This is a genomic window from Streptomyces sp. NPDC001770, assembly GCF_053596135.1.
In genome coordinates this window covers 335214-361056 of sequence record NZ_JBSFFN010000002.1, presented here as the reverse complement: position 1 = coordinate 361056, position 25843 = coordinate 335214, and the positions used below count along the sequence as shown (strand labels likewise).

Annotated in this window: 25 protein-coding genes; 10 read left to right on the top strand and 15 right to left on the bottom strand. The window is 70.9% G+C overall.

Translation table 11 applies throughout. The features are described 5' to 3' along the window. Positions 1-732 precede the first annotated feature (732 nt). The gene (locus ACWCSV_RS03940) at positions 733-1398 is read right to left on the bottom strand and encodes a DNA-3-methyladenine glycosylase (protein ID WP_451138235.1); all 666 of its coding nucleotides are present in this window, start codon (positions 1396-1398) and stop codon (positions 733-735) included. Positions 1399-1487: 89 nt separating this feature from the next. Here ACWCSV_RS03940 and ACWCSV_RS03935 point away from each other — a divergent pair, with 89 nt between their 5' ends. The 3 genes from ACWCSV_RS03935 to ACWCSV_RS03925 all read left to right on the top strand — a co-directional run bounded on the left by ACWCSV_RS03935 (position 1488) and on the right by ACWCSV_RS03925 (position 3583). Further along, positions 1488-2270 (top strand): sporulation protein, encoded by a 783-nt coding sequence (locus tag ACWCSV_RS03935; protein WP_451138234.1) that lies wholly within the window; start codon positions 1488-1490, stop codon positions 2268-2270. 130 nt (positions 2271-2400) lie between these two features. Next, a complete protein-coding gene (locus tag ACWCSV_RS03930; RefSeq protein WP_451138233.1) occupies positions 2401-2934 on the top strand; it encodes a YbhB/YbcL family Raf kinase inhibitor-like protein in 534 nt (177 codons plus the stop codon). 142 nt (positions 2935-3076) lie between these two features. Next, positions 3077-3583 (top strand): HNH endonuclease, encoded by a 507-nt coding sequence (locus ACWCSV_RS03925; protein ID WP_390964393.1) that lies wholly within the window; start codon positions 3077-3079, stop codon positions 3581-3583. A gap of 113 nt (positions 3584-3696) precedes the next feature. Here ACWCSV_RS03925 and ACWCSV_RS03920 read toward each other — a convergent pair whose 3' ends face one another. The 4 genes from ACWCSV_RS03920 to ACWCSV_RS03905 all read right to left on the bottom strand — a co-directional run bounded on the left by ACWCSV_RS03920 (position 3697) and on the right by ACWCSV_RS03905 (position 7078). Then, positions 3697-4464 carry a sulfite exporter TauE/SafE family protein gene (locus tag ACWCSV_RS03920; protein WP_451138232.1) on the bottom strand — a complete coding sequence of 256 codons (768 nt, stop codon included), beginning with the start codon at positions 4462-4464 and terminating at the stop codon, positions 3697-3699. Positions 4465-4633: 169 nt separating this feature from the next. Beyond that, positions 4634-5578, bottom strand: coding sequence for an SPFH domain-containing protein (locus ACWCSV_RS03915; RefSeq protein ID WP_327174997.1), 945 nt, complete (start codon positions 5576-5578; stop codon positions 4634-4636). A 132-nt stretch (positions 5579-5710) separates the two neighbouring features. Continuing rightward, the gene (locus ACWCSV_RS03910) at positions 5711-6136 is read right to left on the bottom strand and encodes an NfeD family protein (RefSeq protein ID WP_451138231.1); all 426 of its coding nucleotides are present in this window, start codon (positions 6134-6136) and stop codon (positions 5711-5713) included. Positions 6137-6280: 144 nt separating this feature from the next. After that, positions 6281-7078: an ABC transporter ATP-binding protein gene (locus tag ACWCSV_RS03905; protein ID WP_327174999.1), complete on the bottom strand. Its 798-nt coding sequence runs from the start codon at positions 7076-7078 to the stop codon at positions 6281-6283. A 145-nt stretch (positions 7079-7223) separates the two neighbouring features. On the opposite strand from ACWCSV_RS03905, the gene ACWCSV_RS03900 reads away from it, so the two are divergent. Then, entirely contained in the window at positions 7224-8012 is a 789-nt protein-coding gene (locus ACWCSV_RS03900; protein ID WP_451138230.1) for a hypothetical protein, read from the top strand. 119 nt (positions 8013-8131) lie between these two features. On the opposite strand, the gene ACWCSV_RS03895 is transcribed toward ACWCSV_RS03900, so the two are convergent. Next, a complete protein-coding gene (locus ACWCSV_RS03895) occupies positions 8132-8776 on the bottom strand; it encodes a response regulator (RefSeq protein ID WP_451138229.1) in 645 nt (214 codons plus the stop codon). Continuing rightward, on the bottom strand, positions 8769-9914 hold the full coding sequence (locus tag ACWCSV_RS03890; RefSeq protein WP_451138228.1) for a GAF domain-containing sensor histidine kinase: 1146 nt from the start codon (positions 9912-9914) through the stop codon (positions 8769-8771). The genes ACWCSV_RS03895 and ACWCSV_RS03890 overlap by 8 nt, the downstream gene beginning before the upstream one ends. A 517-nt stretch (positions 9915-10431) precedes the next feature. Between ACWCSV_RS03890 and ACWCSV_RS03885 the strand changes: the two genes are divergently transcribed. Further along, positions 10432-11214, top strand: coding sequence for a transglycosylase SLT domain-containing protein (locus tag ACWCSV_RS03885; RefSeq protein WP_451138227.1), 783 nt, complete (start codon positions 10432-10434; stop codon positions 11212-11214). 136 nt (positions 11215-11350) lie between these two features. On the opposite strand, the gene ACWCSV_RS03880 is transcribed toward ACWCSV_RS03885, so the two are convergent. Next, positions 11351-13948: an FHA domain-containing protein gene (locus ACWCSV_RS03880; RefSeq protein WP_451138226.1), complete on the bottom strand. Its 2598-nt coding sequence runs from the start codon at positions 13946-13948 to the stop codon at positions 11351-11353. Between the two features lie 297 nt (positions 13949-14245). Here ACWCSV_RS03880 and serB point away from each other — a divergent pair, with 297 nt between their 5' ends. After that, positions 14246-15502, top strand: coding sequence for a phosphoserine phosphatase SerB (serB, locus tag ACWCSV_RS03875; protein WP_451138225.1), 1257 nt, complete (start codon positions 14246-14248; stop codon positions 15500-15502). Positions 15503-15586: 84 nt separating this feature from the next. Here the strand turns inward: serB and ACWCSV_RS03870 are convergent, their stop codons facing one another. The 4 genes from ACWCSV_RS03870 to ACWCSV_RS03855 all read right to left on the bottom strand — a co-directional run bounded on the left by ACWCSV_RS03870 (position 15587) and on the right by ACWCSV_RS03855 (position 18103). Continuing rightward, a complete protein-coding gene (locus tag ACWCSV_RS03870) occupies positions 15587-16105 on the bottom strand; it encodes a SixA phosphatase family protein (RefSeq protein WP_451138224.1) in 519 nt (172 codons plus the stop codon). 101 nt (positions 16106-16206) lie between these two features. Then, the gene (locus ACWCSV_RS03865) at positions 16207-16413 is read right to left on the bottom strand and encodes a hypothetical protein (protein WP_451138223.1); all 207 of its coding nucleotides are present in this window, start codon (positions 16411-16413) and stop codon (positions 16207-16209) included. Positions 16414-16661: 248 nt separating this feature from the next. Then, positions 16662-16778: an SGM_5486 family transporter-associated protein gene (locus ACWCSV_RS03860; RefSeq protein WP_327175008.1), complete on the bottom strand. Its 117-nt coding sequence runs from the start codon at positions 16776-16778 to the stop codon at positions 16662-16664. Between the two features lie 17 nt (positions 16779-16795). Then, the gene (locus tag ACWCSV_RS03855) at positions 16796-18103 is read right to left on the bottom strand and encodes a CynX/NimT family MFS transporter (RefSeq protein ID WP_451138222.1); all 1308 of its coding nucleotides are present in this window, start codon (positions 18101-18103) and stop codon (positions 16796-16798) included. Between the two features lie 248 nt (positions 18104-18351). Here ACWCSV_RS03855 and ACWCSV_RS03850 point away from each other — a divergent pair, with 248 nt between their 5' ends. After that, positions 18352-19026: a FadR/GntR family transcriptional regulator gene (locus ACWCSV_RS03850; RefSeq protein ID WP_451138221.1), complete on the top strand. Its 675-nt coding sequence runs from the start codon at positions 18352-18354 to the stop codon at positions 19024-19026. A 98-nt stretch (positions 19027-19124) separates the two neighbouring features. Here ACWCSV_RS03850 and ACWCSV_RS03845 read toward each other — a convergent pair whose 3' ends face one another. From ACWCSV_RS03845 to fabG, 3 genes are all read right to left on the bottom strand, one after another. Beyond that, positions 19125-19517, bottom strand: a complete 393-nt coding sequence (locus ACWCSV_RS03845) for a hypothetical protein (RefSeq protein ID WP_451138220.1) — start codon at positions 19515-19517, stop codon at positions 19125-19127. Positions 19518-19766: 249 nt separating this feature from the next. After that, a complete protein-coding gene (gene fabI / locus ACWCSV_RS03840) occupies positions 19767-20534 on the bottom strand; it encodes an enoyl-ACP reductase FabI (protein ID WP_450770951.1) in 768 nt (255 codons plus the stop codon). A 5-nt stretch (positions 20535-20539) separates the two neighbouring features. Continuing rightward, positions 20540-21259 carry a 3-oxoacyl-[acyl-carrier-protein] reductase gene (gene fabG, locus ACWCSV_RS03835; RefSeq protein WP_451138219.1) on the bottom strand — a complete coding sequence of 240 codons (720 nt, stop codon included), beginning with the start codon at positions 21257-21259 and terminating at the stop codon, positions 20540-20542. Between the two features lie 262 nt (positions 21260-21521). On the opposite strand from fabG, the gene ACWCSV_RS03830 reads away from it, so the two are divergent. The 3 genes from ACWCSV_RS03830 (at position 21522) to tyrS (ending at position 25831) form a co-directional block, all read left to right on the top strand. Continuing rightward, on the top strand, positions 21522-23045 hold the full coding sequence (locus ACWCSV_RS03830) for a TldD/PmbA family protein (RefSeq protein WP_451138218.1): 1524 nt from the start codon (positions 21522-21524) through the stop codon (positions 23043-23045). Next, positions 23042-24436, top strand: coding sequence for a metallopeptidase TldD-related protein (locus ACWCSV_RS03825; protein ID WP_451138217.1), 1395 nt, complete (start codon positions 23042-23044; stop codon positions 24434-24436). The genes ACWCSV_RS03830 and ACWCSV_RS03825 overlap by 4 nt, the downstream gene beginning before the upstream one ends. Before the next feature lie 126 nt (positions 24437-24562). Then, positions 24563-25831 carry a tyrosine--tRNA ligase gene (tyrS, locus tag ACWCSV_RS03820; protein WP_451138216.1) on the top strand — a complete coding sequence of 423 codons (1269 nt, stop codon included), beginning with the start codon at positions 24563-24565 and terminating at the stop codon, positions 25829-25831. Positions 25832-25843 lie beyond the last annotated feature (12 nt).

Here is a 25843-nt window from a genome sequence, read left to right as displayed (position 1 = left end):
AAGCACGCCGCCAGCGTTCGTCCTGAGCCAGGATCAAACTCTCCGTGAATGTTTTCCCGTAATCGGGATCACAACACGAGAGCGGAACGACCAGGTCGGAATATGACCGGTCGTTCACAGCGTCCTCGCTGTTGTTGCCCACCGGACCGTTGAGTACCGGTAGGACTTTTCAAAGGAACCACCAACCTGCCGAAGCAGGCCGGGGTATCAACATATCTGGCGTTGACTTTTGGCACGCTGTTGAGTTCTCAAGGAACGGACGCTTCCTTCGGTCCCGTTTCACCGGGGCCCTCCGGGCGCTTCCCTTCGTTCTTGCGTTTCCGACTCTATCAGACTCTTTCGTGTCCGATTCCCGGTCGAAGCGGGTCGAGCGATTTTCGCTTTCCAGTTCTTCGCTTTCGCGTTTCCCTTTCCGGCGAGTCCGACTCTACCAGACTCTTTTTCGTTCCGTTTCCGGTCCGACGTTTGATTCCGGCGGCCTGTCGGGGCCTTTGCCTCATGTCTGCCTTTCGGCTTCCTTTCGGCGATGCCGCTACCGTAGTCCATTTCCGCGACGTCTCATAATCGAGCGTTCGAAGCGAAATTCGGACATGCCGAATTCGCACCCGTCAGGGCGGATCGAAGGTAGTGGTTGGCCGCATCGAGGCCAGTCGGTGTGGTCCGGGGGACCGGTCCGACAACTGCACCCGTGTAAAGCGGCTCGGACTACATTAGGGACTGCCCGAGGCTGCGTCAAGTCCGGCGCCGCCGCGGGGTGTGGGCCCGGTACGGGCTCACGGTCGGGTCTCCGTCGATCCAGAAGCGCCAGGGCTGATGGGCGCCGTCCCCGCCCACTCCGGTACGCGGGCCGCTCCGTACCTGGTCACGCGGTGGCGGGGTGCCGTACAGGACGGACAACGGCTCCGGCGGGCCGGCGACGGCGTCGCTTCCGTCGAGCGCCCGGTCGATCGAGAGAGCGGTCGCCAGACGGGCCGGGCCTTTGGCGAGATCTCGGTCGTGCCGGGCCGAAAGTCGACGGGGACGGGCGAGATCGGCACCGGTACGGATCTCACCGGCCCGCAGCAGCACCCCGCTCGCCCGCCCCTCCGGGCCGCACACCAGGTTCAGGCAGTGCCACATCCCGTACGTGAAGTAGACGTACGCGTGGCCCGGCGGGCCGTACATGACGGCGTTGCGGGCCGTTCTGCCGCGAAAGGCGTGCGAACCGGGGTCGATCTCGCCCGCGTACGCCTCCACCTCGGTCAGGCGCAGCTCGACGGGCCCCTCGGTGGTACGCCGCACCAGCGTGCGGCCGAGCAGGTCCGGGGCGACCTCCAGGACGTCGCGGTCGAAGAAGTCACGCGTCAGCGGCGCGCGGTCCGGGAGATGCGTCGTGGCGTCGTCGGTGGCGTCGTTCATGGCGACCGAGGGTACTGGCGGAACGGTGGGGGGAACCGGCTACGGTCAGGGCGCGTATGTAGGGGTCAGACACCTATAAGGAGAAAACCATGGGCTTCAAGCGGCTCCTCGCGAGCATGGGCGCCGGCGGCGCGTCGGTGGAGACGGAGCTCATCGAGCTCAACGTCGTCCCCGGTGGCGTCGTCCAGGGCGAGGTGCGGGTCCAGGGCGGGTCCGTCGCCCAGCAGATCCAGGGTCTCTCGGTCGGTCTGCAGGCGCGGGTCGAGGTGGAGGGCAACGACCAGGAGCTCAAGCAGGACATCGAGTTCACCAAGCTGCGGCTCGGCGGTGCGTTCGAGGTGCAGGCCGGTGCCGTCCACGTGGTGCCGTTCGGGCTGGAGATCCCGTGGGAGACGCCCATCACCACGTTCGCGGGGCAGAACCTGCACGGCATGAACATCGGGGTGACGACGGAGCTGGAGATCGCCCGCGCGCTGGACTCCGGTGACCTGGACCCGGTCAACGTCCACCCGCTCCCCGCCCAGCAGGCGATCCTGGACGCGTTCGGGCAGCTCGGGTTCCGTTTCCGCAGCGCGGACATGGAGCGCGGCCACATCCGCGGGACGCGCCAGCAGCTGCCGTTCTACCAGGAGATCGAGTTCGTACCGCCGCAGCAGTACCGCGGTCTGAACCAGGTCGAGCTGTCCTTCGTCGCGGACGACCGCGAGATGGACGTCGTCCTGGAGATGGACAAGAAGGCGGGGCTGTTCAGCGAGGGCAGCGACTCGTACCGATCCTTCCGGGTCGGTCTGGACGACTTCCACCAGACGGACTGGGCGGCCTACCTCAACCAGTGGCTGGCCCAGGTGGGCGGCCAGCGCAACTGGCTGTGACACCTCCTCCCGGACCGCGGTCCGCCGGGTCGTGCCGGAGCCCGGAAGGGCGTCCGGCATGATCCGTGGGAGACGTCCGGGTCCCGGTGGGGAACGTCCCGCCGGACCGTACCGAAGGAAAGGTGCTGATGTGACCGCAGCGAAGAGGGCTCCGCTCCCGCACGACTTCCACCCCGAGGTGCCCGCGTTCACGGTGGTGAGCGACGACATCGCGCCGGGTGCCGTGCTGGCGGACGCGCAGGTGTACGCGGAGGGCAACACCTCCCCGCAGCTGCGCTGGGAGGGATTCCCGGCCGGAACGAAGAGCTTCGCCGTGACGTGCTTCGACCCGGACGCCCCCACCGGCAGCGGGTTCTGGCACTGGGTCCTGTTCGACATCCCGGCCTCGGTCACCGAGCTGCCGGCCGGCGCGGGCAGCGGTGCTTTCGCCGGGCTGCCGGGGGGAGCCGTGCAGGCGCGCAACGACTACGGGTCGAAGGACTTCGGCGGTGCGGCGCCGCCGGCCGGTGAGAACCACCGCTACGTCTTCACCGTGTACGCCGTGGACACGGAGAAACTCGGTCCGGACAGCGACGCCTCCCCGGCCGCGGTCGGATTCAACCTGCGTTTCCACACACTGGGCCGCGCGCAGCTGATCGGTGAGTACGCCGCCCCCGAAAGCTGAGCGTTCTTCTCCCGTTTGCCCTGCCCCGGTCTTGGAGAGATCTGGGCAGGGCACTTTTTATTGCGTTGTCCCGCACGGCCCGTCCGGCCAGAGTTGGTCCGGTCCCGCCGGTCAGCGGGCAGCACAAGGGGAGGCGGGCAGGATGCGTGACACGTTGGTTCTCAACGCGAGCTTCGAGCCGCTGTCGACGGTGACCCTCAACCGTGCGGTGGTGCTCGTCCTGACGGACAAGGCGGTCGTCGAGCAGGCGGACCCCGGTCTGCGGATGCGTGGTGCCGCCGTCGACATCCCGGTGCCCCGCGTGATCAGGCTCTGCAGGTACGTACGCGTGCCGTTCCGAAGACAGGCGCCGTGGTCGAGACGGGGGGTCCTCATACGTGACCAGCACCGTTGCGCGTACTGCGGGCGGCGCGCGTCCACCGTGGACCATGTGGTGCCGCGTGCCCAGGGCGGTCAGGACACCTGGCTGAACACCGTGGCGTCCTGTGCGGAGGACAACCACCGCAAGGCGGCCCGGACGCCGGAGCAGGCCCAGATGCCGTTGCTGCGGCAGCCGTTCGTACCCTCGCCGGCCGAGGCGATGCTGCTGGCGATGGCGTCGGCCGACCGTTCCTCGCTGCCGGACTGGCTGGACCGTACCGCCGCCTGACCGCAGGCGTCCCGAACCCACCGCGTGAGGCCCGAGTCCGCCCGGGTCCGATCGACGTACGCCTGATGGCGTACCGGAAGCCCGTCTCCATGGGGGAGGCGGGCTTCCGCGCGTCAGCGGAGCAGCAGTTGGACGAGGGCGCAGATTCCCACCGCCACGATGAGGCATCGCAGCACGGTGGGACTGAGGCGGCGACCGACCCGGGCGCCGATCTGGCCGCCGAGGGTGGAGCCGACCGCGATAAGGAGGACGGCGGTCCAGTCGAAGTCGGCGACGAAGAGGAAGAAGAGCGCGGCGACGCTGTTGACGACGGCGGCCAGGACGTTCTTGACGGCGTTGAGGCGCTGCATGGTGTCGTCGATCAGCATGCTCATCAGGGAGAGGTAGATGATCCCCTGGGCGGCCGTGAAGTAGCCGCCGTAGACGCTGGCGAGGACGAGGCCGACGGCGAGCAGCGGGCCGCCTTCGGGGTGGGCGGGGGCGCCGGAGCGTTCGCGGCGGCGCTGCACGGCCTTGCTGATGCGGGGCTGGAGCACGATCAGCACCAGGGCGAGGGTGACCAGGACCGGGACGATCGTCTCGAAGGCGGTCGAGGGCAGGGCCAGCAGGAGGGTGGCGCCGGCGAGTCCGCCGATCAGGCAGCTGATGCCCAGTCTGATGACGCGTGGGCGTTGGCCCTTGAGCTCCTCGCGGTAGCCGATCGCCCCGCTGACGGAGCCGGGTACGAGGCCGAGGGCGTTGGAGACGGTGGCGGTGACCGGCGGCAGGCCGACGGCGAGCAGCACGGGGAAGGTGATCAACGTGCCTGATCCGACGATGGTGTTGATCGTTCCCGCGGCGGTGCCGGCGGCGAGGACGGCGAGCATTTCCCAAAGGGACATGCCACTCCTTCGGTGTTCGGTGACGCATCCCCGCCATGAAGGTCGGGGTGCCGCACCGATCATGCACGAAGGCCCGGAGCGGGCCGGACGGGGGTCCCGGGAAGGGGGAGTTCCGCCGTCCGGCCGCACCACCGGGCCGTGTGCGAAAGGCCGGTCGGCCGGCCAGGGGTCAGTCGACCGGGGGCTCCTCGCGGCGCTCCTTGCTCGGGCGGGACCCGCCGGTGTCGAAGCCGGGGACGCCGCCGCCGAGGTTGCCGAAGGCGCCGCTGAGGCCCTTGAGGGCGTCACCGATCTCGCTGGGCACGATCCAGAGCTTGTTGGCGTCGCCCTCGGCGATCTTCGGCAGCATCTGGAGGTACTGGTACGAGAGGAGCTTCTGGTCCGGGTCTCCCGCGTGGATGGACTCGAAGACCGTCCGGATGGCCTGGGCCTCGCCCTCGGCGCGCAGCGCGGCGGCCTTGGCGTCACCTTCGGCGCGCAGGATCGAGGACTGCTTCTCGCCCTCGGCGGTGAGGATCTGGGACTGCCTGATGCCTTCGGCGGTGAGGATCGCGGCGCGCTTGTCACGGTCGGCGCGCATCTGCTTCTCCATCGAGTCCTGGATGGAGGTGGGCGGTTCGATGGCCTTGAGCTCCACGCGGTTGACGCGGATGCCCCACTTGCCGGTGGCCTCGTCCAGGACGCCGCGCAGGGCCGCGTTGATCTCCTCGCGGGAGGTCAGGGTCCGCTCCAGGTCCATGCCGCCGATGATGTTGCGGAGGGTGGTGACGGTGAGCTGCTCGATCGCCTGGATGTAGCTGGCGACTTCGTACGTCGCGGCGCGGGCGTCCGTCACCTGGTAGTAGATGACCGTGTCGATGTTGACGACCAGGTTGTCCTGGGTGATCACCGGCTGCGGCGGGAAGGGCACGACCTGTTCGCGGAGGTCGATGCGGTTGCGGATGGAGTCGATGAACGGGACGACGATGTTCAGCCCCGCGTTGAGCGTGCGGGTGTAACGCCCGAAGCGCTCGACGATGGCGGCGCTGGCCTGCGGAATGATCTGGATCGTCTTGATCAGGGCGATGAAGACGAGCACCACCAAAATGATCAGGACGATGATGACCGGTTGCATCGTGTGCCTCAAGCCCTTCGATAGCCGACGGATCCTGGTGATCGGGTCGCGCTCTCACTGTGACGGACCGGGCGAGCCGACATGATCGACATCGAGTGTCGCAGAACTCGCCCTGCCGCGTGGCCGGTTCGGTCACATGACGACGGCGGTGGCCCCGTCGATGTCGACGACGTCGACCTGTTGGCCCGGCTCGAAGCTCTGGGTGTCGTCGAGCGCGCGGGCCGACCAGATCTCGCCCGCCAGCTTGATGCGTCCGCCGTCGCCGCCGTCGACGCGTTCGAGCACGACGGCCTGGCGGCCCTTCAACGCGTCGATTCCGGAGGAGAATTGGGGGCCGTCGCCCCGGTGGCGCGCGGCGACCACGCGCACCACCGCGACCAGTGCGACGGAGACGGCGACGAACACCAGCACCTGGGCCACGATGCCGCCGCCGAGTGCGGCGACGATCGCCCCCGCGACCGCGCCGACCGCGAACATCCCGAACTCCGTCATGGCGGTGAGGACCAGGGGAATGCCCAGCCCCACCGCCGCGATCAGCCACCACACCCACGCGTCCATGTCGTCATGGTAGGACCGCATGTGCCCCAGGGACAGGGGCCCCGTGGGGCGGGATCCGGCCAGGGGGTGTCCGGCGGATCCGGGGGTGGCCACCCGGTGGTGTCCGGCGGATCGGGGCCGGACACCGGGGCAGGGGCGGTCCGCCTACGACAGCGGCAGGCCGCGCGCGGTGTAGCGGTCGCCCTGGTGCTCGACGACGAGGGGCAGGCCGAAGCAGCGGGAGAGGTTGCGCGAGGTGAGCTCGGTCTCCATGGGGCCGGCGGCGAGCACCTTGCCCTGCCGGATCATCAGGACGTGGGTGAATCCCGGCGCGATCTCCTCGACGTGGTGGGTCACCATGATCATGGAGGGGGCGTACGGGTCACGGGCCAGGCGGCCGAGGCGGCGCACCAGGTCCTCGCGTCCGCCGAGGTCGAGTCCGGCGGCGGGCTCGTCGAGCAGGAGCAGTTCGGGGTCGGTCATCATCGCGCGGGCGATCAGGGTGCGCTTGCGCTCGCCCTCGGAGAGGGTCCCGAACTTGCGGTCGAGGTAGTCGTTCATGCCGAGCCGGTCGAGGAAGGCGCGGGCGCGCTGCTCGTCGACGTCCTCGTAGTCCTCGTGCCAGGTCGCCGTCATGCCGTACGCGGCGGTGAGCACCGCCTGCAGGACGGTGAGGCGCTTGGGGAGCTTCTCCGCCATGGCGGCGCCGGCGATGCCGATGCGCGGGCGGAGTTCGAAGACGTCGGTGCCGACGCCGCCGAGCTGCTCACCGAGGACCCTGGCGGTTCCCGTGGACGGGAAGAGGTAGCTGGAGGCGATGTTGAGCAGCGTCGTCTTGCCGGCGCCGTTCGGGCCGAGGATGACCCAGCGCTCCCCCTCCTTGACCGACCAGGAGACGTCTTCCACCAGAGCGCGTCCGTCGCGGACCACGGATACGTCCACCAGCTCCAGTACATCGCTCATGAGCGCGTTGTCTCCCCATGCAGTGTCGAGATCGTCGCGTGCCGGAGGGCACAGCTCCCACGCAAAACTTACGCCACCCGGGGAGCGCTCCGGCCGCGAGGTCCGTTCCCGCCGGGGAGCGCGCGGCAGCTCTTAGGCTGTTCCCATGCTTTCGGAACCACGCTCAGGGCTGCTGGCCGCCTGGGGAAACGCGCTGCTCGCCGGACTGGTGTCTCCGGACGACGCGGCTGACGCGATCGTCGGAGAGGACGCGGTGCACCGCGTCGAGGGACTGCCCGGTGAGGCGGGTGCCGTGGGGCTCACGCTGGCGCTGGGGCGGCTGCGGGGGCTGGGGGTGACGGGATACCGGGTGGCGCTGCCCGCCCCGGGGCATCCGCTGGGGCTGAGCGGTCCGCCGGAGTTCAACGCGCGGGCGCTGGAGACAGGGGAGGCGGTGGTCGCTTCCGGGGCCGCGTACGGGCTGGTGCCCGAGGTGACCGAGGCCGGGCCGCCCGGCGATCTGCACGTCGAGGTGGTGTGGCGGGTCACACCCGTACGGGAGGCACCGCCGGCGGACGTGCCGTCGCTGGGCGAGGCGGAGCGGGAGCTCGCGGAGGCGCTGCGGGACGCGACGGCACTGCTGTCGCGGCTGGACGTGGCGGGCTCCGGTCCGGTTGCCGAGGCGGCGGTGGACGCCTACCGGGCGCGGGCGGAGCGGGGGCGCGAGGTGCTGGCGCCTGGGTACCCGCCGCGGGCGGTACGCGTGCTGGAGCTGGCCCAGCGGGTGGGGCTGCTGATCACGCTGGCGTACGAGAACGGGCACGGCGGTGCCGTGAGCGCCTCCGAGATCGCGGCCCGGGGCGAGGCGCTGCGTCCGGTGGAGCGGGTGGCGCGCAGGGCGCAGGTGGCCGCGTACAACGCGTACGTGGAGGAGGGCGAGCGGGGACGGCGGTAGCCGCCCCTCTCTGCCTGGCCACTCCTCTCTGCCTGGCCACTCCTCTCTGCCTGGCCGCGCCGGGGCGCGCTGGCCGCGCCGGGGCGCCCTCGCCGCTCCGGGCCGGCCGCGGCCCCCGGTCAGCCCGCCATTCCGTGACGGACGGCCCAGAGGGCGGCCTGGGTGCGGTCGGCCAGGTCCAGCTTCATCAGGATGTTCGAGACGTGGGTCTTGACGGTCTTCTCGGACAGCACCAGCGCGCGGGCGATCTCGCGGTTGGACCGGCCGTCCGCGATGAGTCCGAGCACTTCGCGCTCGCGCTCCGTGAGGGTGGTGCCCCGGCCCGTTCCGCCGCCGCCGTCCTCCTGGGCGAGGAGCGCTCCGGCCACCTCGGGCTGGAGCAGGACGTGGCCCGCGTGGACGGAGCGGATGGCGCCGGCCAGGGCGTCGGGGTCGACGTCCTTGTAGACGTACCCGGAGGCTCCGGCGCGCAGGGCGGGAACGACGGTCCGCTGCTCGGTGAAGCTGGTGACGACGAGGACCCGTGCGGGGTTGGCCAGCTCGCGGAGCTTGCGCAGCGCCTCGATGCCGTCCGTGCCGGGCATCTTGATGTCCATCAGCACCACGTCGGGGCGGAGCGCCTCGGCCTGGGCGACACCCTCCGCGCCGTCGGAGGCCTCTCCGACGACCTCTATGTCGTCCTGCACCTCCAGGAAGGTGCGCAGCCCGCGCCGGACCACCTGGTGGTCGTCGACCAGCAGGACGCGGATGGTCTTGTCAGCCACCGGGGACCTCCATCTCGATCGTGGCGCCCTTTCCGGGCGCCGATTCCACGCTGAGGGTGCCGCCGACGCTGTGCGCGCGGTGGCTCATCGAGACGAGGCCGAGGTGCCTGCCCGCCTGGCGGACCGCCGTGGGGTCGAACCCCTGGCCGTCGTCGGTGATCCGCAGCACGGTGCCGGCGCCGCGCCGGGTCAGGGCGACGGTGACGCGGGCGCCGCCGGAGTGGCGCAGCGCGTTGTGCAGGGCCTCCTGCGCGACGCGCAGCAGCGCCTCCTCCTGGGCCGCGGGCAGCGCGCGTACGCCCTGGCTCTCGAAGGTGACCCGCGCGCTCTGTGCCCGGTCGAGGACCTGGACCTGGGTACGGAGGGTGGCGACGAGGCCGTCCTCGTCGAGCGCGGCGGGACGGAGCTCGACGACGGCGGCGCGGAGTTCGTCCACGGCCTCGGCGGCGAGGGCGGCGACCTGCTGGAGCTCGCCCTTGGCGCGTGCGGGGTCGCGGTCGACGAGGGCGGCGGCGGCCTGGGCGGTCAGCCGCAGGGAGAAGAGCTTCTGGCTGACGGCGTCGTGCAGCTCGTGGGCGAGGCGGGAGCGCTCCTCGGCGATGGTGAGCTCACGGCTGCGCTCGTAGAGGCGGGCGTTGGTGAGGGCGATGGCGGCGTGCTGGGCGAGGATCGAGAGGAGTTCCTCGTCCTCGGCGGTGAAGCCGCAGCTCCCCTCGGGTTTGGGGCACTTCTTGTTGGCCAGGTAGAGCGCGCCGATGGTCTCGTCGCCGTCCTGGATGGGCAGGCCGAGGAAGTCCGACATGTCGGGGTGGGCGTCGGGCCAGCCGCCGAAGCGGGGGTCCTCGCGGACGTCGCTGAGCCGCTCGGGCTTCGCCTCGTGGAGCATCGCGGCGAGGATGCCGTGCTGCCGGGGCAGCGGGCCGATCGCCTTCCACTGCTCGTCGCTGACGCCGTCGACGACGAACTGGGCGAAGCCTCCGTGGTCGTCGGGGACGCCCAGCGCCGCGTACTCGGCGTCGAGCAGCTCGCGTGCGGAGGCGACGATCGTCTTGAGGACGTCGCGCATGTCCAGCTGCCGGCTCATCGCGAGCAGCGCGGCGCTCACGGCGGCGAGGCCGGACGGTCGGAGGTGGCTCATACGCCTCACCGTACCGGCGGCGCGCGGGGCCCGTATCGGCCTGTGGACGGCGGTGGCCTGGGCCATCGGTCCTAGTGCCTTCCCCATGAGCGGGCCGGGTTCGCACGGGCGCGCTCCGGTTCCCGGCACGGTCGCCCGGGGGCCGTACGCCCGCGCGTGCGCCGGCCGCCGGCGTCCCGGACCGGTCCCCTCTCCCCCGGGTACGTCCCCTAACGCTGTGAGTTGCTCCTGCAACGCGCAGTAAAACCTGTGGTTGCTCGATGTGAGCCCACGCATAGGACTCACGTCACGTACGAAGCCCGTTAGTGGATGAATAAGGGTGATTTAGCCGGTCATGACGGGCTTCGATGAAACGGACATAAGGCTCTGATCCACTAGACGGCTTCGTACGTCACACCTTTGCCAGGGCATTTTGCGGTCGCTAAGAATTGCATTTCCACCTGACAGAGAGGCGCACCGCCACTCTCCGTCCTGGTGCCCCCCACGGGGTTCCAACGATTCGAAGAGGTACGTCTGCATGTCCGCGTCCCGCATATTTGACCGAACCCGTCGTCTGAACAAGACGCAGAAGCTGTCCGTCGCCGGCGTCTCCGCGCTGGGTGTTGCCGCCCTGACGTTCTCGCTGGTTCCCAGCAGCGCCCAGGCCGAGAGCACCAACGCCTCCGTGGCGTCGTCCCCGGTCGTCTTCGCGTCGGCAGCCGACTCGGCTCAGGCCAAGGCCGTGCAGGACAGCGTGATCGAGCAGAACTCGACCGCCGCCAAGCTGGTGAAGGCCGCCGACGCCGCCAAGGCGAAGGACGAGGCCGCCCGCACCAAGGCCGTCGCCGACGCGAAGGCGCTGACCGACGCGAAGGCGCGGGAGCGTGCCGAGGCCGCCGCCAAGGTCAAGGCCGCCGACGAGGCCAAGGCGAAGTCCGACGCCTCGCAGCGCTCGTCCAACGAGTCCGCCAGCCGCTCCGCCGAGCGGAAGCCGGTCTACGCGGACAACCTGGACGGCTGGATCCGCGAGTCCCTCGCGATCATGAAGGAGAAGGGCATCCCCGGTACGTACGAGGGGCTGCACCGCAACATCATCCGCGAGTCCAGCGGTAACCCGCGCGCCATCAACGACTGGGACATCAACGCCCAGAACGGCGTCCCGTCGATCGGTCTGCTCCAGATCATCAAGCCGACCTTCGACTACTACCACGTCCCGGGCACGGTCCACAGCCAGTACGACCCGGTCGCCAACATCACCGCCTCGGCCAACTACGCGGCCGACAAGTACGGCACGATCGACAACGTCGACAGCGCGTACTGACCGGCTCCTCGCGGCAGGACCGCGGTCCCAGGGCCTGAGCACGGCTGAGACCGCCGGAGGGCGGCACCCCGACCGGGGTGCCGCCCTCCGGCGCGTCCGCGTACCCGGGCACGGCCCGGGAGCGCGGGAGTGCCCCCTACTTGCGCATGACCTCGGGCTCGTGGCGGCGCAGCAGCCGGGCGACGACGAAGCAGCAGACGGCACCGAGTGCCAGCAGGACCGCGAGGTCGGTGGCCCAGACGCCTGTCGAGTGCTCCCAGAGCGGGTCGAGACCGGTGGGATCGGCGGGGTCCCACGGCGGCATGACGTGACCGAGGTCGAGTGTGGCACCGGCCGCGGCCACGGCCCAGCGGGACGGCATCAGCCAGGCGAACTGCTCCAGGCCGGGAGAGTCGTAGATCTGGAAGAGGATCCCGGTGAAGACGACCTGCACGATCGCGAACATGACGAGCAGCGGCATGGTCATCTCGGCGGTCTTCACCAGCGAGGAGATGACCAGGCCGATCATCATCGAGGTGAAGCCGAGCGCCATGATCGCGACGCAGATCTCGGCGGCCGGGGGCAGGACGAGCCCTTCCTCCGGCAGCTGCCGGGTGGAAAGGCCGATGGCGCAGATGATGACGCCCTGCAGCGCCGTGATCAGGCCGAGAACGATGACCTTGGACATCAGGTACGCGGACCGGGAGATGCCGGTGGCCCGTTCCCGTTCGTAGATGACGCGTTCCTTGATCAGTTCTCGTACGGAGTTCGCCGCCCCGGAGAAGCACATGCCGACCGCGAGGATCAACAGGATCGTGCCGGCCTTGGTGTTGAACTTGTGGGGCTCGGCAGGTGCGGCCAGGCCGAGCTTGGCCGGGATGATCAAGCTGACGATGCCCAGGACGGCGGGCAGCGCGACCATCAGGCTCAGCAGGCCCTTGTCGGACGCTATGACCGAGACGTACCGGCGGATCAGGGTCCACAGCTGCGTCGCCCAGCCCTGCGGCTTGGGCGGGCGCAGCTGCTGCGGGGGTGCCGTGTTCACGGGCTGCGCGGCGACCGCGTCGATGTCGGCGGCGTACATCTGGTAGTGCTGCGAGCCGCGCCACCGTCCCGCCCAGTCGTAGTCGCGGTAGTTCTCGAACGCGGAGAAGACATCGGCCCAGGTGTCGTAGCCGAAGAAGTTGAGCGCCTCCTCCGGCGGCCCGAAGTAGGCCACCGCGCCGCCGGGTGCCATCACCAGCAGCTTGTCGCAGATCGCGAGCTCGGCGACGGAGTGGGTGACGACGAGGACCGTACGGCCGTCGTCGGCGAGGCCGCGCAGCAGCTGCATGACGTCGCGGTCCATGCCCGGGTCGAGGCCCGAGGTCGGCTCGTCCAGGAAGATCAGGGACGGCTTGGTCAGCAGCTCCAGGGCGACCGAGACGCGCTTGCGCTGGCCGCCGGAGAGGGAGGTGACCTTCTTGTCCTTGTGGATGTCGAGCTTCAGCTCGACGAGGACCTCGTGGATACGGGCCTGGCGCTCGGCCTCGGTGGTGTCGGCGGGGAAGCGGAGCTTGGCCGCGTACTTCAGGGCCTTGGTGACCTTGAGCTCCTTGTGCAGGATGTCTTCCTGCGGGACGAGCCCGATGCGCTGGCGCAGCTCGGCGAACTGCTTGTAGAGGTCACGGTTGTCGTAGAGGACGTCGCCCTGGTCGGCGGGCCGGTAGCCGGTGAGCGCCTTGAGCAAGGTGGACTTGCCGGAGCCGGACGGGCCGATCACCGCGACCAGAGACTTCTCGGGGATGCCGAAGGAGACGTCCTTGAGGATCTGCTTGCCGCCGTCGACCGTCACCGTGAGGTGGCGGGCGGAGAAGGAGACCTCGCCGGTGTCGACGAACTCCTCCAGCCGGTCCCCGACCAGCCGGAAGGTGGAGTGGCCGACACCGACGATGTCGTTCGGCCCGAGGAATGCGGAACCGGACTTCTGGAGCTGCTGGCCGTTGACGTACGTGCCGTTGTGCGAGCCGAGATCGCGGATCTCGAAGCGGCCGTCGGGGGTCGCGTGGAACTCGGCGTGGTGGCGCGAGACCTGGAGGTCCGAGACGACCAGCTCGTTCTCCAGGGCGCGGCCGATGCGCATGACCCGGCCCAGCGCCAGCTGGTGGAAGGTGGTGGGGCTGCGATCGCTGTGCACCGGTACCCCGGCCCCCGCGACGGGCCCCTGCTGGTGCGGGACCTGCGCCCCCTGGCCCTGCGCGGCCCAGTCCCGCACGGCCCGGTCCTGCGGCTGCTGCCAGGACTGCTGCGGCGCGGGCTGCTGGGACACCGGCTGCTGCGGCGGGGACGCGACGGGAGGCGGATACGGGGCCGCCTGCGGCTGGTACGGCGCCCCCTGCTGGGCCTGCGCCACCGGCGGCTGGTACGGAGCCCGCTGGGCCGGTCCGGCTTGCGCCTGCGGCGGCGCGGCGGCGGGAGCGGTCAGGGCGACCCTGGGTCCGTCGTTGGCGTTGCCGAGTCGCACCTCGGTGCCGGGGCCGACCTCGGCCCGCTGCACCCGGCTGCCCCGCACATAGGTGCCGTTGGTGCTGCCGTGGTCCTCTATGAACCAGCCGTTGCCTCCCCAGCCGATCGTGGCGTGCCGCCACGACACCCGGGCGTCCTCGAACGTCAGGTCCCCCTGCGGATCACGTCCGAGCGTGTACGACCTGGACGGATCGAGCGTCCAGGTTCTGCCATTCAGTTCCAGTACGAGTTCTGGCACTCCGCGCCCCACTTGTCGTCCCCCGTTTTTCCCCCGCTGTGCGGAAGCCCAGGGATGCTGAACATCGGGGGGCACTATTGCAGGGACACTCCCCGATCTGAAAGCCGGGCGTCCCGGGGCTTGTTGGCGGGAGCGGGTTCCGGGGCGGCACGGCGGGCGCCGCGGAGGTGTTCCCGGAGTGCCCCGGCGGTGTGCCGGTCGGTGCCGCGAGCGGGGCCGACCGAGGTCCCGCAGGTCGAGGGGCCCGGGTGTCCGCCACTCGGGACGGCGTGCCGGGGCTCCGGGGGCGACCGATACGGTGGAACCACCATGAGCGCATCTCAGCCATCTCAGTCTCCCTCGTCCTCCGAGCTCCCCGGGTCCCGTCCGGGCAGCGACTCCCCCACTCTTCTGGTGAAGATCTTCGGGAAGGACCGTCCCGGTATCACCGCCGGGCTTTTCGACACACTCGCCGCCTACGCGGTGGACGTCGTGGACATCGAGCAGGTGGTCACCCGTGGCCGGATCGTGCTGTGCGCTCTGGTGACCACCCCGACCGCCGGCGGCACCACCGAGGGCGATCTGCGCGCGACCGTGCACAGCTGGGCCGAGTCCCTGAAGCTGCAGGCCGAGATCATCTCGGGGACGGGTGACAACCCTTCGCGCGGCGACGGCCGTTCCCACGTGACCGTGCTGGGCAACCCGCTGACCGCCGAGTCGACCGCCGCCATAGCGGCCAGGATCACTTCGACCGGTGCCAACATCGACCGGATCTTCCGGCTCGCGAAGTACCCGGTGACGGCCGTCGAGTTCGCCGTCTCCGGAGCGGGCACCGAGGAGCTGCGGACCGCGCTGGCGGTCGGGGCGGCGCAGATCGGTGTGGACGTGGCGGTGATGTCGGCCGGTCTGAGCCGCCGGGCCCAGCGCCTGGTGGTGATGGACGTGGACTCCACGCTGATCCAGGACGAGGTGATCGAGCTCTTCGCCGCGCACGCGGGCTGCGAGAAGGAGGTCGCCGCGGTGACCGAGCAGGCGATGCGCGGGGAGCTGGACTTCGAGCAGTCCTTGCACGCCCGGGTCGCCCTGCTGGCCGGACTCGACGAGTCCGTCGTGGAGAAGGTGCGCGCGGAGGTCCGGCTGACCCCCGGGGCCCGTACCCTCATCCGCACGCTGAAGCGGCTCGGCTACCAGGTCGGCGTCGTGTCGGGCGGGTTCACCCAGGTCACGGACGATCTCAAGGAGCGGCTGGGGCTGGACTTCGCCTCCGCCAACACGCTGGAGATCGTCGACGGGAAGCTCACCGGGCGGGTCGTGGGCCCCATCGTGGACCGGGCGGGCAAGGCCAGGCTGCTGCGCAGCTTCGCCGAGCAGGCGGGCGTTCCGCTGGCGCAGACGGTGGCGATCGGGGACGGCGCCAACGACCTGGACATGCTGAACACGGCGGGTCTCGGGGTGGCGTTCAACGCCAAGCCGGTCGTCCGGCAGGCGGCGCACACGGCGGTGAACGTGCCGTTCCTGGACACCGTGCTCTATCTGCTGGGCATCACCCGCGAAGAGGTCGAGGCGGCGGACGCCCCCGGCGCCTGAGGGCGTCCGCCCGTTCCCCGTACGGTACGGAAGGGCCCCGGCACGCCGCATGCGTGCCGGGGCCCTTCCGTACGGCGGAAGCGGTCAGTCGATGGGCGTCCAGTAGTCGGTGAGCCTGCCCGCGCCGAGTTCGACGCTCTTCCACGTGCCGGGGAACTCCAGGACGGCATAGGCGGCGGTCGCGAAGCCGTCCCTGGTCATACGGGCCAGCACATCGCCCTCGGCCGAGCCCGCGAGGGCGTCGGCCGCGCCGTGCATCCCCGGGTTGTGACCGATGACGAGCAGGTTGCGCACCTCGTCGGGGGTTTCGTTGAAGAGGGCGATGAGTTCGCCGAGGGAGGCGTCGTACAACCGCTCCTCGTACACGGTCCTGGGGCGCTGCTCGAACTCGTGGACCGCCAGCTTCCAGGTCTCCCGCGTCCTGGCGGCGGTCGAGCACAGGGCAAGGTCGAAGTCGATGCCGGAATCGGCGAGCTTCCGTCCGGCCACGGGCGCGTCCTTGCGTCCGCGCTCCGCGAGCGGGCGCTCGTGATCGGAGGCTTGCGACCATTCCGCCTTCGCGTGCCGGAGAAGAACGATCCTGCGAGGTGTGTCGACGCTCATGTTGTTCAGCTTCGCACGAATCGGCGGCCCGGGCGCAGGGTGTTGACGGGCTCGACCGCCAGGGGTGACGAGGAGGTCCCGGACGGGGCCGCGAGGGGCGTTCAGTAGGACAACCGATCGAGCGCGCGCTCGACGAACCGGCCGAAGCCGGGATCGGCGGAGGCGGCGTGCGCCTGCTCCGGGTCGGTGATCATGAGCAGCAGCACGGCGAACGCGAGCACCGGCAGCGCCAGCGCCCACCAGGGCAGCCGCACCGGTGCCCCGGCGGCCGGCCCGCGCGCGGGCCGGGGGTTCGTACGGGCCGGCATGGCCGCCTCCGTGGGTCGTGGGTTCCTTTACTCAGAACCTACGGAAGGGCTGACGGGCCGCCCATCCGGTGACCCACCCACTCGACCCTGAACCTGGCCCCCTAGGGGATGGTGGGGCTGTCCCCACCATCCGCCGGAAGCACAGGAGCACGGAAGCGACCGCCCCGGCAGGACGCACGGCCGCGCGGGACAACCTGCCCAGGGCGTCACCGGGCGGGCGTCACCGGGCGACCGTTACGGAGCGACCGTTACGGAGCGAAGACCGAGGCGATGACTCCGATGATCACAGTGATGAGAAGCATGGCCCCGAGCACGAGGAGAAGCTTCTTCTGGCCGTTCTGGGGATGCGGATCGAGCACTGGCATGAGGCAAGTCTCGCATCTCACCCGTGGCCGTCGATCGTCCGGTCCCGTCCGGCGAACACACCCACCACGATCTGCGGAACCATCAGCGCCGCCATGAAGGCGATGGGCAGGCCCCAGCCGCCGCTGCGCTCGTTGAGCACACCGACGAGGAGCGGGCCGGGGATCGAGATCAGATAACCGGTGGACTGGGCGAACACCGAGAGCCGGGCCACGCCCGCCCCGGTGCGGGTGCGCATGCCGATCATGGTGAGGGCGAGCGGGAAGGAGCAGTTGGAGATGCCCAGCAGCACCGCCCAGAACCAGGCGCCGCCCGCCGGTGCGAGGTAGAGGCCCGCATACCCGGCGAGGCCGCAGACCCCCAGGACGAGGACGATCGGGCCCTGGGTGCGCATCCCGGCGGCGACCCGGGGGATGACGAAGGCGAGCGGCACGCCCATGACCATGGTGATCGCGAGCAGCACGCCCGCCGTGCTCGCGGAGATCCCCGCGTCCCGGAAGATCTGCGGCATCCACCCCATGGTGATGTACGCGGCGGTGGACTGGAGCCCGAAGTAGCAGGCGAGGGCCCAGGCGGTCGGAATTCTGGTGATCCTGAAGTCGGCGGCCGCCTGCTGCGGGAGGGCCACGGCCGCCTCTCCCGGGGTGCCCGCCCGGCTGCGTACCACCAGCGGGATCCAGACCAGTACGGCGAGGACGCCGAGCGTGGCCCAGACCGCGAGGCCGGCCCGCCAGCTGCCGCCCAGCGCGTCGGTCACCGGCACGGTGGCGGCGGCCGCCAGGGAGGTGCCGAAGGCGAGGGCCATCGAGTAGAGGCCGGTCATCGATCCGACGCGGTCGGGGAACCAGCGTTTGACGATCACCGGCATCAGGACGTTGCCCACCGCGATGCCCATCAGCGCGAGGGTGCTGGCGAGCAGGAATCCGACGGTGGAGCCGGTGAAGGGGCGGATCAGCAGGCCGGCGGTGATCGCGACCATGCCCGCGAGGACGACGGCGGCGGGGCCGAAGCGGCGGGCGAGGCGGGGGGCGGTGATCCCGAACACCGCGAAGCAGAGCTGCGGCACCGAGGTGAGGGCGCCGGCGACTCCGCCGCTCATGTGGAGCCCGTCGCGCACCTCTTCGAGGAGCGAACCCAGGCTGGTGATGGCCGGGCGGAGGTTGAGCGCGGCCAGGACGAGGCCGACGGCGAGGAGGCGCGGCAACCACGGGGAGGCTGCCGCGGGGGCGTCCCCGGCGGGGGGCGTGGACTTCGGGACGGTCGGTTCGGGCCCCCGTGCCGGGGTCGCGGCGGCCGGGTCGGGTGTCTCGGTGACGTCTTCCAGCATGACGCCATCATAGAATCATGGGATGATTGGTTGTCCACCCCGGCGCGACGGCGCTCCGGGGGTGCGGACGCCACCGGCAGAGCGCTCCCGGGGCGCGCACACCACCACCGACGGCGCTCCCGGGGCGCGGATGCCCCGGGCGCTCCTGACAGAATCCGGACCACGCCTCGCCGCACCCCGGAATCCGGGAGGTTTCCGGGCCACCGAGGGCTCGGAGCACTGCGGAGCACTGCCAAGCAAGGAGTCTCATGGCGCTGACGTCCCCCCGGCGCTCGGCACTCGCCGACCAGGTGATTGCCCAGCTGAGGAACCAGATCACCTCGGGCGAGTGGCCCGTCGGCTCGCGCATCCCCACCGAGCCGGAGCTGGTCGAGCAGCTCGGCGTGGCCCGGAACACGGTCCGTGAGGCGGTGCGCGCCCTCGCCCACAACGGTCTGCTGGACATCCGCCAGGGCTCGGGAACGTACGTGGTGGCCACCAGTGAGCTGGCCGGGGTGATGCAGCGGCGCTTCGCGACCGCCGATCCGCGCCATGTGTCCGAGCTCCGCTCGGTACTGGAGTCGGCGGCGGCGCGGCTGGCGGCCGGGCGGCGCACCGACCGGGACCTCAAGCAGATGGACGCCCTGATGGCGCGGCGCGAGGTGACCTGGGCGGCGGGGGACGCGGAGGGGTTCGTCGAGGCGGACGCCACCTTGCACCTGGCGATCGTGGCCGCCGCGCACAACGACGTACTGACCGGGATCTACGCGGACCTGGGCGATGTGCTCCGCGACTACCTGCGCGGTGACGTGGGACCGGAGCTGCGGCCGGAGGACCTCATGGACCACGGGCGGCTGGTCGAGGCGATCCGCGAGGGCGACGCGCGGACGGCGGCCGAGGAGGCCGGGGGCCACGCGCTGCACTGCCCGCCCGAGAGGCCCTGACCGGAAGAGGCCGGCCGAAGGGGGCTGACCGAAGAAATCCTCACCGAAGGGGGGCCGCTGACCGGAAAGGCCCCCGACCGGAGCGCCCTGGGCAGCCTTCAGGCGGTGTCCGGCGGCGTCGCGTTGTGGGTGACCCAGGCGGTGGCCACCTCTTTCCAGCAGCGGTCCTGGAGCCGGACGGTACGCCCCGGCTCGACGACGACCGCCGCGCCGTCGCCGTCCACGTCCCACCACTGGGCGCACTCCGTGTGCAGCCGGACACGGTCGAGGGAGGGGTACGGGTTGTGGCAGTAGGAGACCACCAGGGAGCCCTCGACCGTGGTGCGGCACTCGGATCCGGCGGGCTCCAGGGACGGTGTGCGGGGGCCCGAGCCCTCGGATCCGGCGGCCGGCCCCGATCCGGCGGTGTGGATTCCGACCGGGACCGCGAGGGCCGCGACGGCTGCCGCGGAGACGAGCAGAACCCAGGTGCGGCGATGCGTGGGACGCACGGTGTTCTCCTCCCCGCAGCCTGACCAGAGTCCGGTTCCTCCACATTCTGCGGTGGATCGCCGGTCTTTTCGACCCGGGGCGTCACGGACCGTGCGCGGCGGAGCTCCCGCGTGCCCCGTACGCGGCTCCCCGGTCCGGTCCGCCCGGTCCGGTCCGCCGCGCGAGACACGGGCCGGAACGCGCGTCGGCCGCGCACCCTCCGGAGGGGATCCGGATGCGGGTGCGCGGCCGGCAGGGGGCCGTACGGGTCAGGCGCCGATCATGTGCACGCCACCGTCGACGTGGATGATCTCGCCCGTGGTCTTCGGGAAGAAGTCCGACAGCAGGGCGACGACGCCCCGGCCGGCGGGCTCCGGGTCGGCCATGTTCCAGGCCAGCGGCGACCGGGTGTCCCAGACCTTCGCGAGGTCGCCGAAGCCCGGGATGGACTTCGCGGCCATGGAGCCGAGAGGGCCCGCGGAGATCAGGTTGCAGCGGATGTTGTCCGCGCCCAGGTCACGGGCGAGGTAACGGGAGGTGGCCTCCAGCGCGGCCTTCGCCGGGCCCATCCAGTCGTACTGCGGCCACGCGAACTGCGCGTCGAAGGTGAGGCCGACGATCGAGCCGCCCTCGGTCATCAGCGGCTTGCAGGCCATCGCGAGCGACTTCAGCGAGAACGCCGAGACGTGCATCGCGGTGGCGACCGACTCGAACGGGGTGTTCAGGAAGTTGCCGCCGAGGGCGTCCTGCGGCGCGAAGCCGATGGAGTGGACGACACCGTCCAGCGTGCCGAGCTCGTCGCGGACCAGACCGGCGAGCCGGTCGAGGTGCTCGGCGTTGGTGACGTCGAGCTCGAGGACCTTCGCGGGCTTGGGGAGCTTCTTGGCGATGCGCTCCGTCAGGGTGGGGCGGGGGAAGGCGGTGAGGATGATCTCCGCGCCCTGCTCCTGGGCCACCTTGGCGGTGTGGAACGCGATGGAGGACTCCATCAGCACCCCGGTGATGAGGATGCGCTTGCCGTCGAGAATTCCGCTCATGGTGATCAGTGACCCATGCCCAATCCGCCGTCAACGGGGATGACGGCTCCAGTGATGTACGACGCGTCGTCGGAGGCGAGGAAGCGGACCGCCGCGGCGACCTCCGCGGGCTGCGCGTAGCGGCCGAGCGGGACCTGGGCGACGATGCCCTTGCGCTGGTCCTCGGTGAGCACCTGCGTCATGTCGGTGTCGACAAAACCGGGCGCGACGACGTTGAAAGTGACGTTCCGCGAGCCGAGCTCGCGGGCCAACGACCGGGCGAACCCGACCAGTCCGGCCTTGGAAGCGGCGTAGTTGGCCTGACCGGCCGAGCCGAGGAGGCCCACCACGGAGGAGATGAGGACCACGCGGCCCTTCCTCGCGCGCAGCATGGCGCGGTTGGCGCGCTTGACCACACGGAAGGTGCCGGTGAGGTTGGTGTCGATGACGGAGGTGAACTCCTCCTCCGACATCCGCATGAGGAGCTGGTCCTTGGTGATGCCGGCGTTGGCCACCAGCACCTCGACGGGGCCGTGCTTCTCCTCGATCTCCTTGTAGGCCTGCTCCACCTGCTCGGCGTCGGTGATGTCGCAGCGGACGGCGAGGACACCCGCCTCGGCGAGTTCCCGAGGCGGCTCGCCGGAGCGGTAAGTGATCGCCACCTTGTCGCCGTTGTCGACGAAGGCGCGGGCGATGGCGAGGCCGATGCCCCGGTTTCCTCCGGTGACGAGAACCGAGCGGCTCAACGGATCACCCTTTCCTTGACGGTCTGGTACGTCGAAAACCTATCGGTACGGTGCGGTGTACGGAGAATCGGGCCCTGACAGTGGCTCGTGCGAGGTGCTGTGGGGTTTCTACAGTCGGCGCCGCTTCCAGTGGTGTGCCGGGCGGGCCGCGCGGGCCGCCTTCCGCCGTAGAGATGACGCGCTCGACCGTCCATCACGCCCCGGCCGCACCGTGATTGACTTCACGCCCGGGCACGATTCCACAGCGCAAGGGAGGCCGTCCGTGGCCCATGACATCGACCCGTCGTTTCTCGCCCTGCCCCTACGGGCCCTCGCCGACGCCGCCCTCGCGCGGGCCCGCGCACTCGGCTCCACGCACGCGGACTTCCGCTTCGAGCGGGTGCGCGGCGCGTCCCTGAGGCTGCGCGACGCCCGCCTCTCCGGGGCCTCGGACTCCACCGATCTCGGGTACGCGGTGCGGGTCGTGCACGGCGGGGCGTGGGGGTTCGCGTCCGGTGTGGACCTGACGATGGACGCGGCGGCGAAGGTCGCCTCGCAGGCCGTCGCCATGGCGAAGCTGTCGGCGAAGGTGATCGCGGCGGCGGGCTCCGACGAGCGGGTGGAACTGGCGGACGAGCCGGTGCACGGCGAGCGGACCTGGGTCTCCGCGTACGGCATCGACCCGTTCTCCGTACCGGACGAGGAGAAGACCGGGCTGCTCGCCGAGTGGAGCGCGCGGCTGCTCGGGGCGGACGGGGTCGCGCACGTGGACGCCTCGCTGACGGCCGTCCACGAGAACAAGTTCTACGCGGACACCGCGGGCACGGTCACCACGCAGCAGCGGGTGCGGGTGCATCCGCAGCTGACGGCGGTGGCGGTGGACGGCACGACGGGCGAGTTCGACTCGATGCGGACGATCGCCCCGCCGGCCGGCCGCGGCTGGGAGTACCTGACCGGCACCGGCTGGGACTGGAACGACGAGCTGGAGCGCATCCCGGGGCTGCTCGCCGAGAAGATGCGGGCGCCGAGCGTGGAGGCGGGGAGGTACGACCTGGTCGTCGACCCGTCGAACCTCTGGCTGACCATCCACGAGTCGATCGGCCACGCCACCGAGCTGGACCGGGCGCTGGGGTACGAGGCGGCCTACGCGGGGACCTCCTTCGCCACCTTCGACCAGCTGGGGAAGCTGGCGTACGGCTCCCCGGTGATGAACGTGACGGGTGACCGGACGACCGAGCACGGGCTGGCGACGATCGGGTACGACGACGAGGGCGTCGAGGCGCAGTCCTGGGACCTGGTCAGGGACGGCACCCTCGTCGGGTACCAACTCGACCGGCGTATCGCGAAGTTGACCGGCCTCGGCCGGTCCAACGGGTGTGCGTACGCCGATTCGCCGGGCCATGTCCCCGTGCAGCGGATGGCCAACGTCTCGCTGATGCCCGACCCGGGCGGGCTCTCGACCGAGGATCTGATCGGCGGGGTGGAGCGCGGGATCTACGTGGTCGGCGACCGCTCCTGGTCGATCGACATGCAGCGCTACAACTTCCAGTTCACCGGGCAGCGGTTCTTCCGGATCGAGAACGGTGAGCTGACCGGTCAGCTGCGGGACGTCGCGTACCAGGCGACGACCACCGACTTCTGGGGGTCGATGGAGAAGGTCGGCGGCCCGCAGACGTACGTGCTGGGCGGCGCCTTCAACTGCGGCAAGGCCCAGCCGGGCCAGGTCGCGGCGGTCTCGCACGGCTGCCCGTCCGCTCTCTTCCGGGGCGTGAACATCCTCAACACGACGCAGGAGGCGGGCCGATGAGCCGCGTGAGCAAGCCGTACGAGATCGTCGAGCGCGCCCTCGAACTGTCCACCGCCGACGGCTGCGTGGTCATCGCCGACGAGGCGTCCTCGGCGAACCTGCGCTGGGCGGGCAACGCCCTGACCACCAACGGCGTGACCCGGGGCAGGACCCTGACCGTCGTCGCCACCGTGGACGGTTCCGAGGGAACGGCCTCCGGGGTCGTCTCGCGCTCCGCCGTCACGGCGGACGACCTGGAACCGCTGGTACGGGCGGCGGAGGCGGCGGCCCGCGCGGCGGGTCCCGCCGAGGACGCCCAGCCGCCGGTCACCGGCGTTCCGGCCTCCCCCGACTTCACCGACGCACCCGCCGAGACCGGGTCGGACGTCTTCGCCGACTTCGCGCCGGCCCTCGGCGAGGCCTTCGCCCGGGCCCGCACGGGCGGCCGCGAGCTGTACGGCTTCGCGCACCACCAGATGGTCTCCACCTACCTGGGCACCTCGGCCGGGCTGCGGCTCCGCCACGACCAGCCGACCGGCACCCTCGAGCTGAACGCCAAGTCGCCGGACCGTTCCCGGTCCGCGTGGGCCGGGCGGGCCACCCGCGACTTCAAGGACGTCGACCCGGCGGCCCTCGACGCGGAGCTGGCCCGCCGCCTCGGCTGGGCGGAGCGGCGGATCGAGCTGCCGGCCGGCCGCTACCAGACCCTGCTGCCGCCGACCGCCGTGGCGGACCTGCTGATCTACCAGTTCTGGTCGTCGACCGCCCGGGACGCCACCGAGGGGCGGACGGTGTTCTCCCGGCCGGGTGGCGGGACCCGGCTGGGCGAGACGCTCTCGCCGCTGCCGCTGACCCTGCGCAGCGACCCGCACGCGCCGGGGCTGGAGTCGGCCCCGTTCGTGATCGCGCACTCCTCGGGGGACGAGGCGTCCGTCTTCGACAACGGGCTGCCGCTCGGGTCGACCGACTGGATCGGCGGCGGCCGGCTGGAGCGGCTGACCACCACCCGGCACACGGCGGCGTCCACGGGCCTGCCGCCGGCCCCGGCCATCGACAACCTGCTGCTGGAGGGCGGCGGCGAGCGGTCGCTGGACGAGATGGTGGCGGCGACCACCGGCCGGGCGCTGCTGCTGACCTGCCTCTGGTACATCCGGGAGGTCGACCCGGCGACGCTGCTGCTGACCGGGCTGACCCGGGACGGCGTCTACCTGGTGGAGGACGGCGAGGTGGTCGGCGAGGTGAACAACTTCCGGTTCAACGAATCGCCGGTCGACCTGCTCTCCCGCGCCACCGAGGCGGGCCGCACGGAGCGGACGCTGCCGCGCGAGTGGGGCGACTGGTTCACCCGCGCCGCGATGCCCGCGCTGCGCATCCCGGACTTCAACATGAGCTCGGTCAGCCGGGGGGTGTGAGCCGGGGGCCCGGGCCCCGTCCCGTAAACCCATCGGGGGCGGCCCGGGACACCGCTTAGACTGGCCGGGAGTGGGCCCACCAGGCACGGAGGCCCACTGTTCACTCGCTGAAGGAGACACGGAACCGTGACGGACATCGTCGACGAGCTCAAGTGGCGCGGGCTGTTCGCCCAGTCCACTGACGAGGACGCCCTGCGCAAGGCTCTTGGCGACGGTCCGGTCACCTTCTATTGCGGCTACGACCCGACCGCGTCGAGCCTGCACGTCGGTCACCTGGTCCAGGTGCTCACCATGCGCCGGCTCCAGCGGGCGGGCCACCGTCCGCTGGCGCTGGTGGGCGGGGCGACCGGTCAGATCGGCGACCCGCGGCCGACCGCCGAGCGCACGCTGAACGACCCCGGGACCATCGCCGCCTGGGTGACCCGGCTGCGCTCGCAGATCGAGCCGTTCCTCTCCTTCGAGGGGGAGAACGCCGCGGTCATGGTGAACAACCTGGACTGGACCGCCGGCATGTCCGCGATCCAGTTCCTGCGGGACATCGGCAAGCACTTCCGGGTCAACAAGATGCTGACGAAGGACTCCGTGGCCCGCCGCCTGGAGTCCCAGGAGGGCATCAGCTACACCGAGTTCAGCTACCAGCTGCTCCAGTCCATGGACTTCCTGGAGCTGTACCGGCGCCACGGCTGCGTCCTCCAGCAGGGCGGCAGCGACCAGTGGGGCAACCTCACGGCGGGCATCGACCTGATCCACCGCCTGGAGCCCGCGGCCACGGTGCACGCGCTGGCGACCCCGCTGATGGTCAAGGCGGACGGCACGAAGTTCGGCAAGACCGAGGGCGGCGCCGTCTGGCTGGACCCGGAGATGACGACCCCGTACGCGTTCTACCAGTTCTGGCTGAACGTCGACGACCGCGACATCTCCCCCTACATGCGCATCCTCAGCTTCGCGTCGCAGGCCGAGCTGGAGGAGCTGGAGAAGATCACCGAGGAGCGTCCGCAGGCCCGTACGGCGCAGCGCGCGCTGGCCGAGGAGCTGACGACGCTGGTGCACGGCGCCGACCAGTGCGCGGCCGTCATCGCCGCGTCGAAGGCGCTGTTCGGCCAGGGCGAGCTGGGTGAGCTCGACGAGGCGACGCTGGGTGCCGCGCTCTCCGAGCTGCCGCACGCGAAGGTCGCCGAGCCGGCGCCGCTGGTGGACCTGCTGGTCGAGGTCGGTCTCGCGCCGAGCAAGTCGGGTGCCCGCCGCACGGTGAACGAGGGCGGCGCGTACCTGAACAACGTCAAGATCACCGACGGCGACGCGCTGCCCGCCGCCGACGACCTGCTGTACGGCCGGTGGCTGGTACTGCGCCGGGGCAAGAAGAACCTCGCGGTGGTCGAGATCGCCGCGGGCTGAACCCTTCCGGAC

Coding starts and splice junctions, on each gene's coding strand:
- ACWCSV_RS03940 (WP_451138235.1), bottom strand. CDS start 1,398: ATGAACGACGCCACCGACGACGCCACGACGCATCTCCCGGACCGCGCG.
- ACWCSV_RS03935 (WP_451138234.1), top strand. CDS start 1,488: ATGGGCTTCAAGCGGCTCCTCGCGAGCATGGGCGCCGGCGGCGCGTCG.
- ACWCSV_RS03925 (WP_390964393.1), top strand. CDS start 3,077: ATGCGTGACACGTTGGTTCTCAACGCGAGCTTCGAGCCGCTGTCGACG.
- ACWCSV_RS03920 (WP_451138232.1), bottom strand. CDS start 4,464: ATGTCCCTTTGGGAAATGCTCGCCGTCCTCGCCGCCGGCACCGCCGCG.
- ACWCSV_RS03915 (WP_327174997.1), bottom strand. CDS start 5,578: ATGCAACCGGTCATCATCGTCCTGATCATTTTGGTGGTGCTCGTCTTC.
- ACWCSV_RS03910 (WP_451138231.1), bottom strand. CDS start 6,136: ATGGACGCGTGGGTGTGGTGGCTGATCGCGGCGGTGGGGCTGGGCATT.
- ACWCSV_RS03905 (WP_327174999.1), bottom strand. CDS start 7,078: ATGAGCGATGTACTGGAGCTGGTGGACGTATCCGTGGTCCGCGACGGA.
- ACWCSV_RS03900 (WP_451138230.1), top strand. CDS start 7,224: ATGCTTTCGGAACCACGCTCAGGGCTGCTGGCCGCCTGGGGAAACGCG.
- ACWCSV_RS03890 (WP_451138228.1), bottom strand. CDS start 9,914: ATGAGCCACCTCCGACCGTCCGGCCTCGCCGCCGTGAGCGCCGCGCTG.
- ACWCSV_RS03885 (WP_451138227.1), top strand. CDS start 10,432: ATGTCCGCGTCCCGCATATTTGACCGAACCCGTCGTCTGAACAAGACG.
- serB (WP_451138225.1), top strand. CDS start 14,246: ATGAGCGCATCTCAGCCATCTCAGTCTCCCTCGTCCTCCGAGCTCCCC.
- ACWCSV_RS03870 (WP_451138224.1), bottom strand. CDS start 16,105: ATGAGCGTCGACACACCTCGCAGGATCGTTCTTCTCCGGCACGCGAAG.
- ACWCSV_RS03865 (WP_451138223.1), bottom strand. CDS start 16,413: ATGCCGGCCCGTACGAACCCCCGGCCCGCGCGCGGGCCGGCCGCCGGG.
- ACWCSV_RS03860 (WP_327175008.1), bottom strand. CDS start 16,778: ATGCCAGTGCTCGATCCGCATCCCCAGAACGGCCAGAAGAAGCTTCTC.
- ACWCSV_RS03855 (WP_451138222.1), bottom strand. CDS start 18,103: ATGCTGGAAGACGTCACCGAGACACCCGACCCGGCCGCCGCGACCCCG.
- ACWCSV_RS03850 (WP_451138221.1), top strand. CDS start 18,352: ATGGCGCTGACGTCCCCCCGGCGCTCGGCACTCGCCGACCAGGTGATT.
- fabI (WP_450770951.1), bottom strand. CDS start 20,534: ATGAGCGGAATTCTCGACGGCAAGCGCATCCTCATCACCGGGGTGCTG.
- ACWCSV_RS03825 (WP_451138217.1), top strand. CDS start 23,042: ATGAGCCGCGTGAGCAAGCCGTACGAGATCGTCGAGCGCGCCCTCGAA.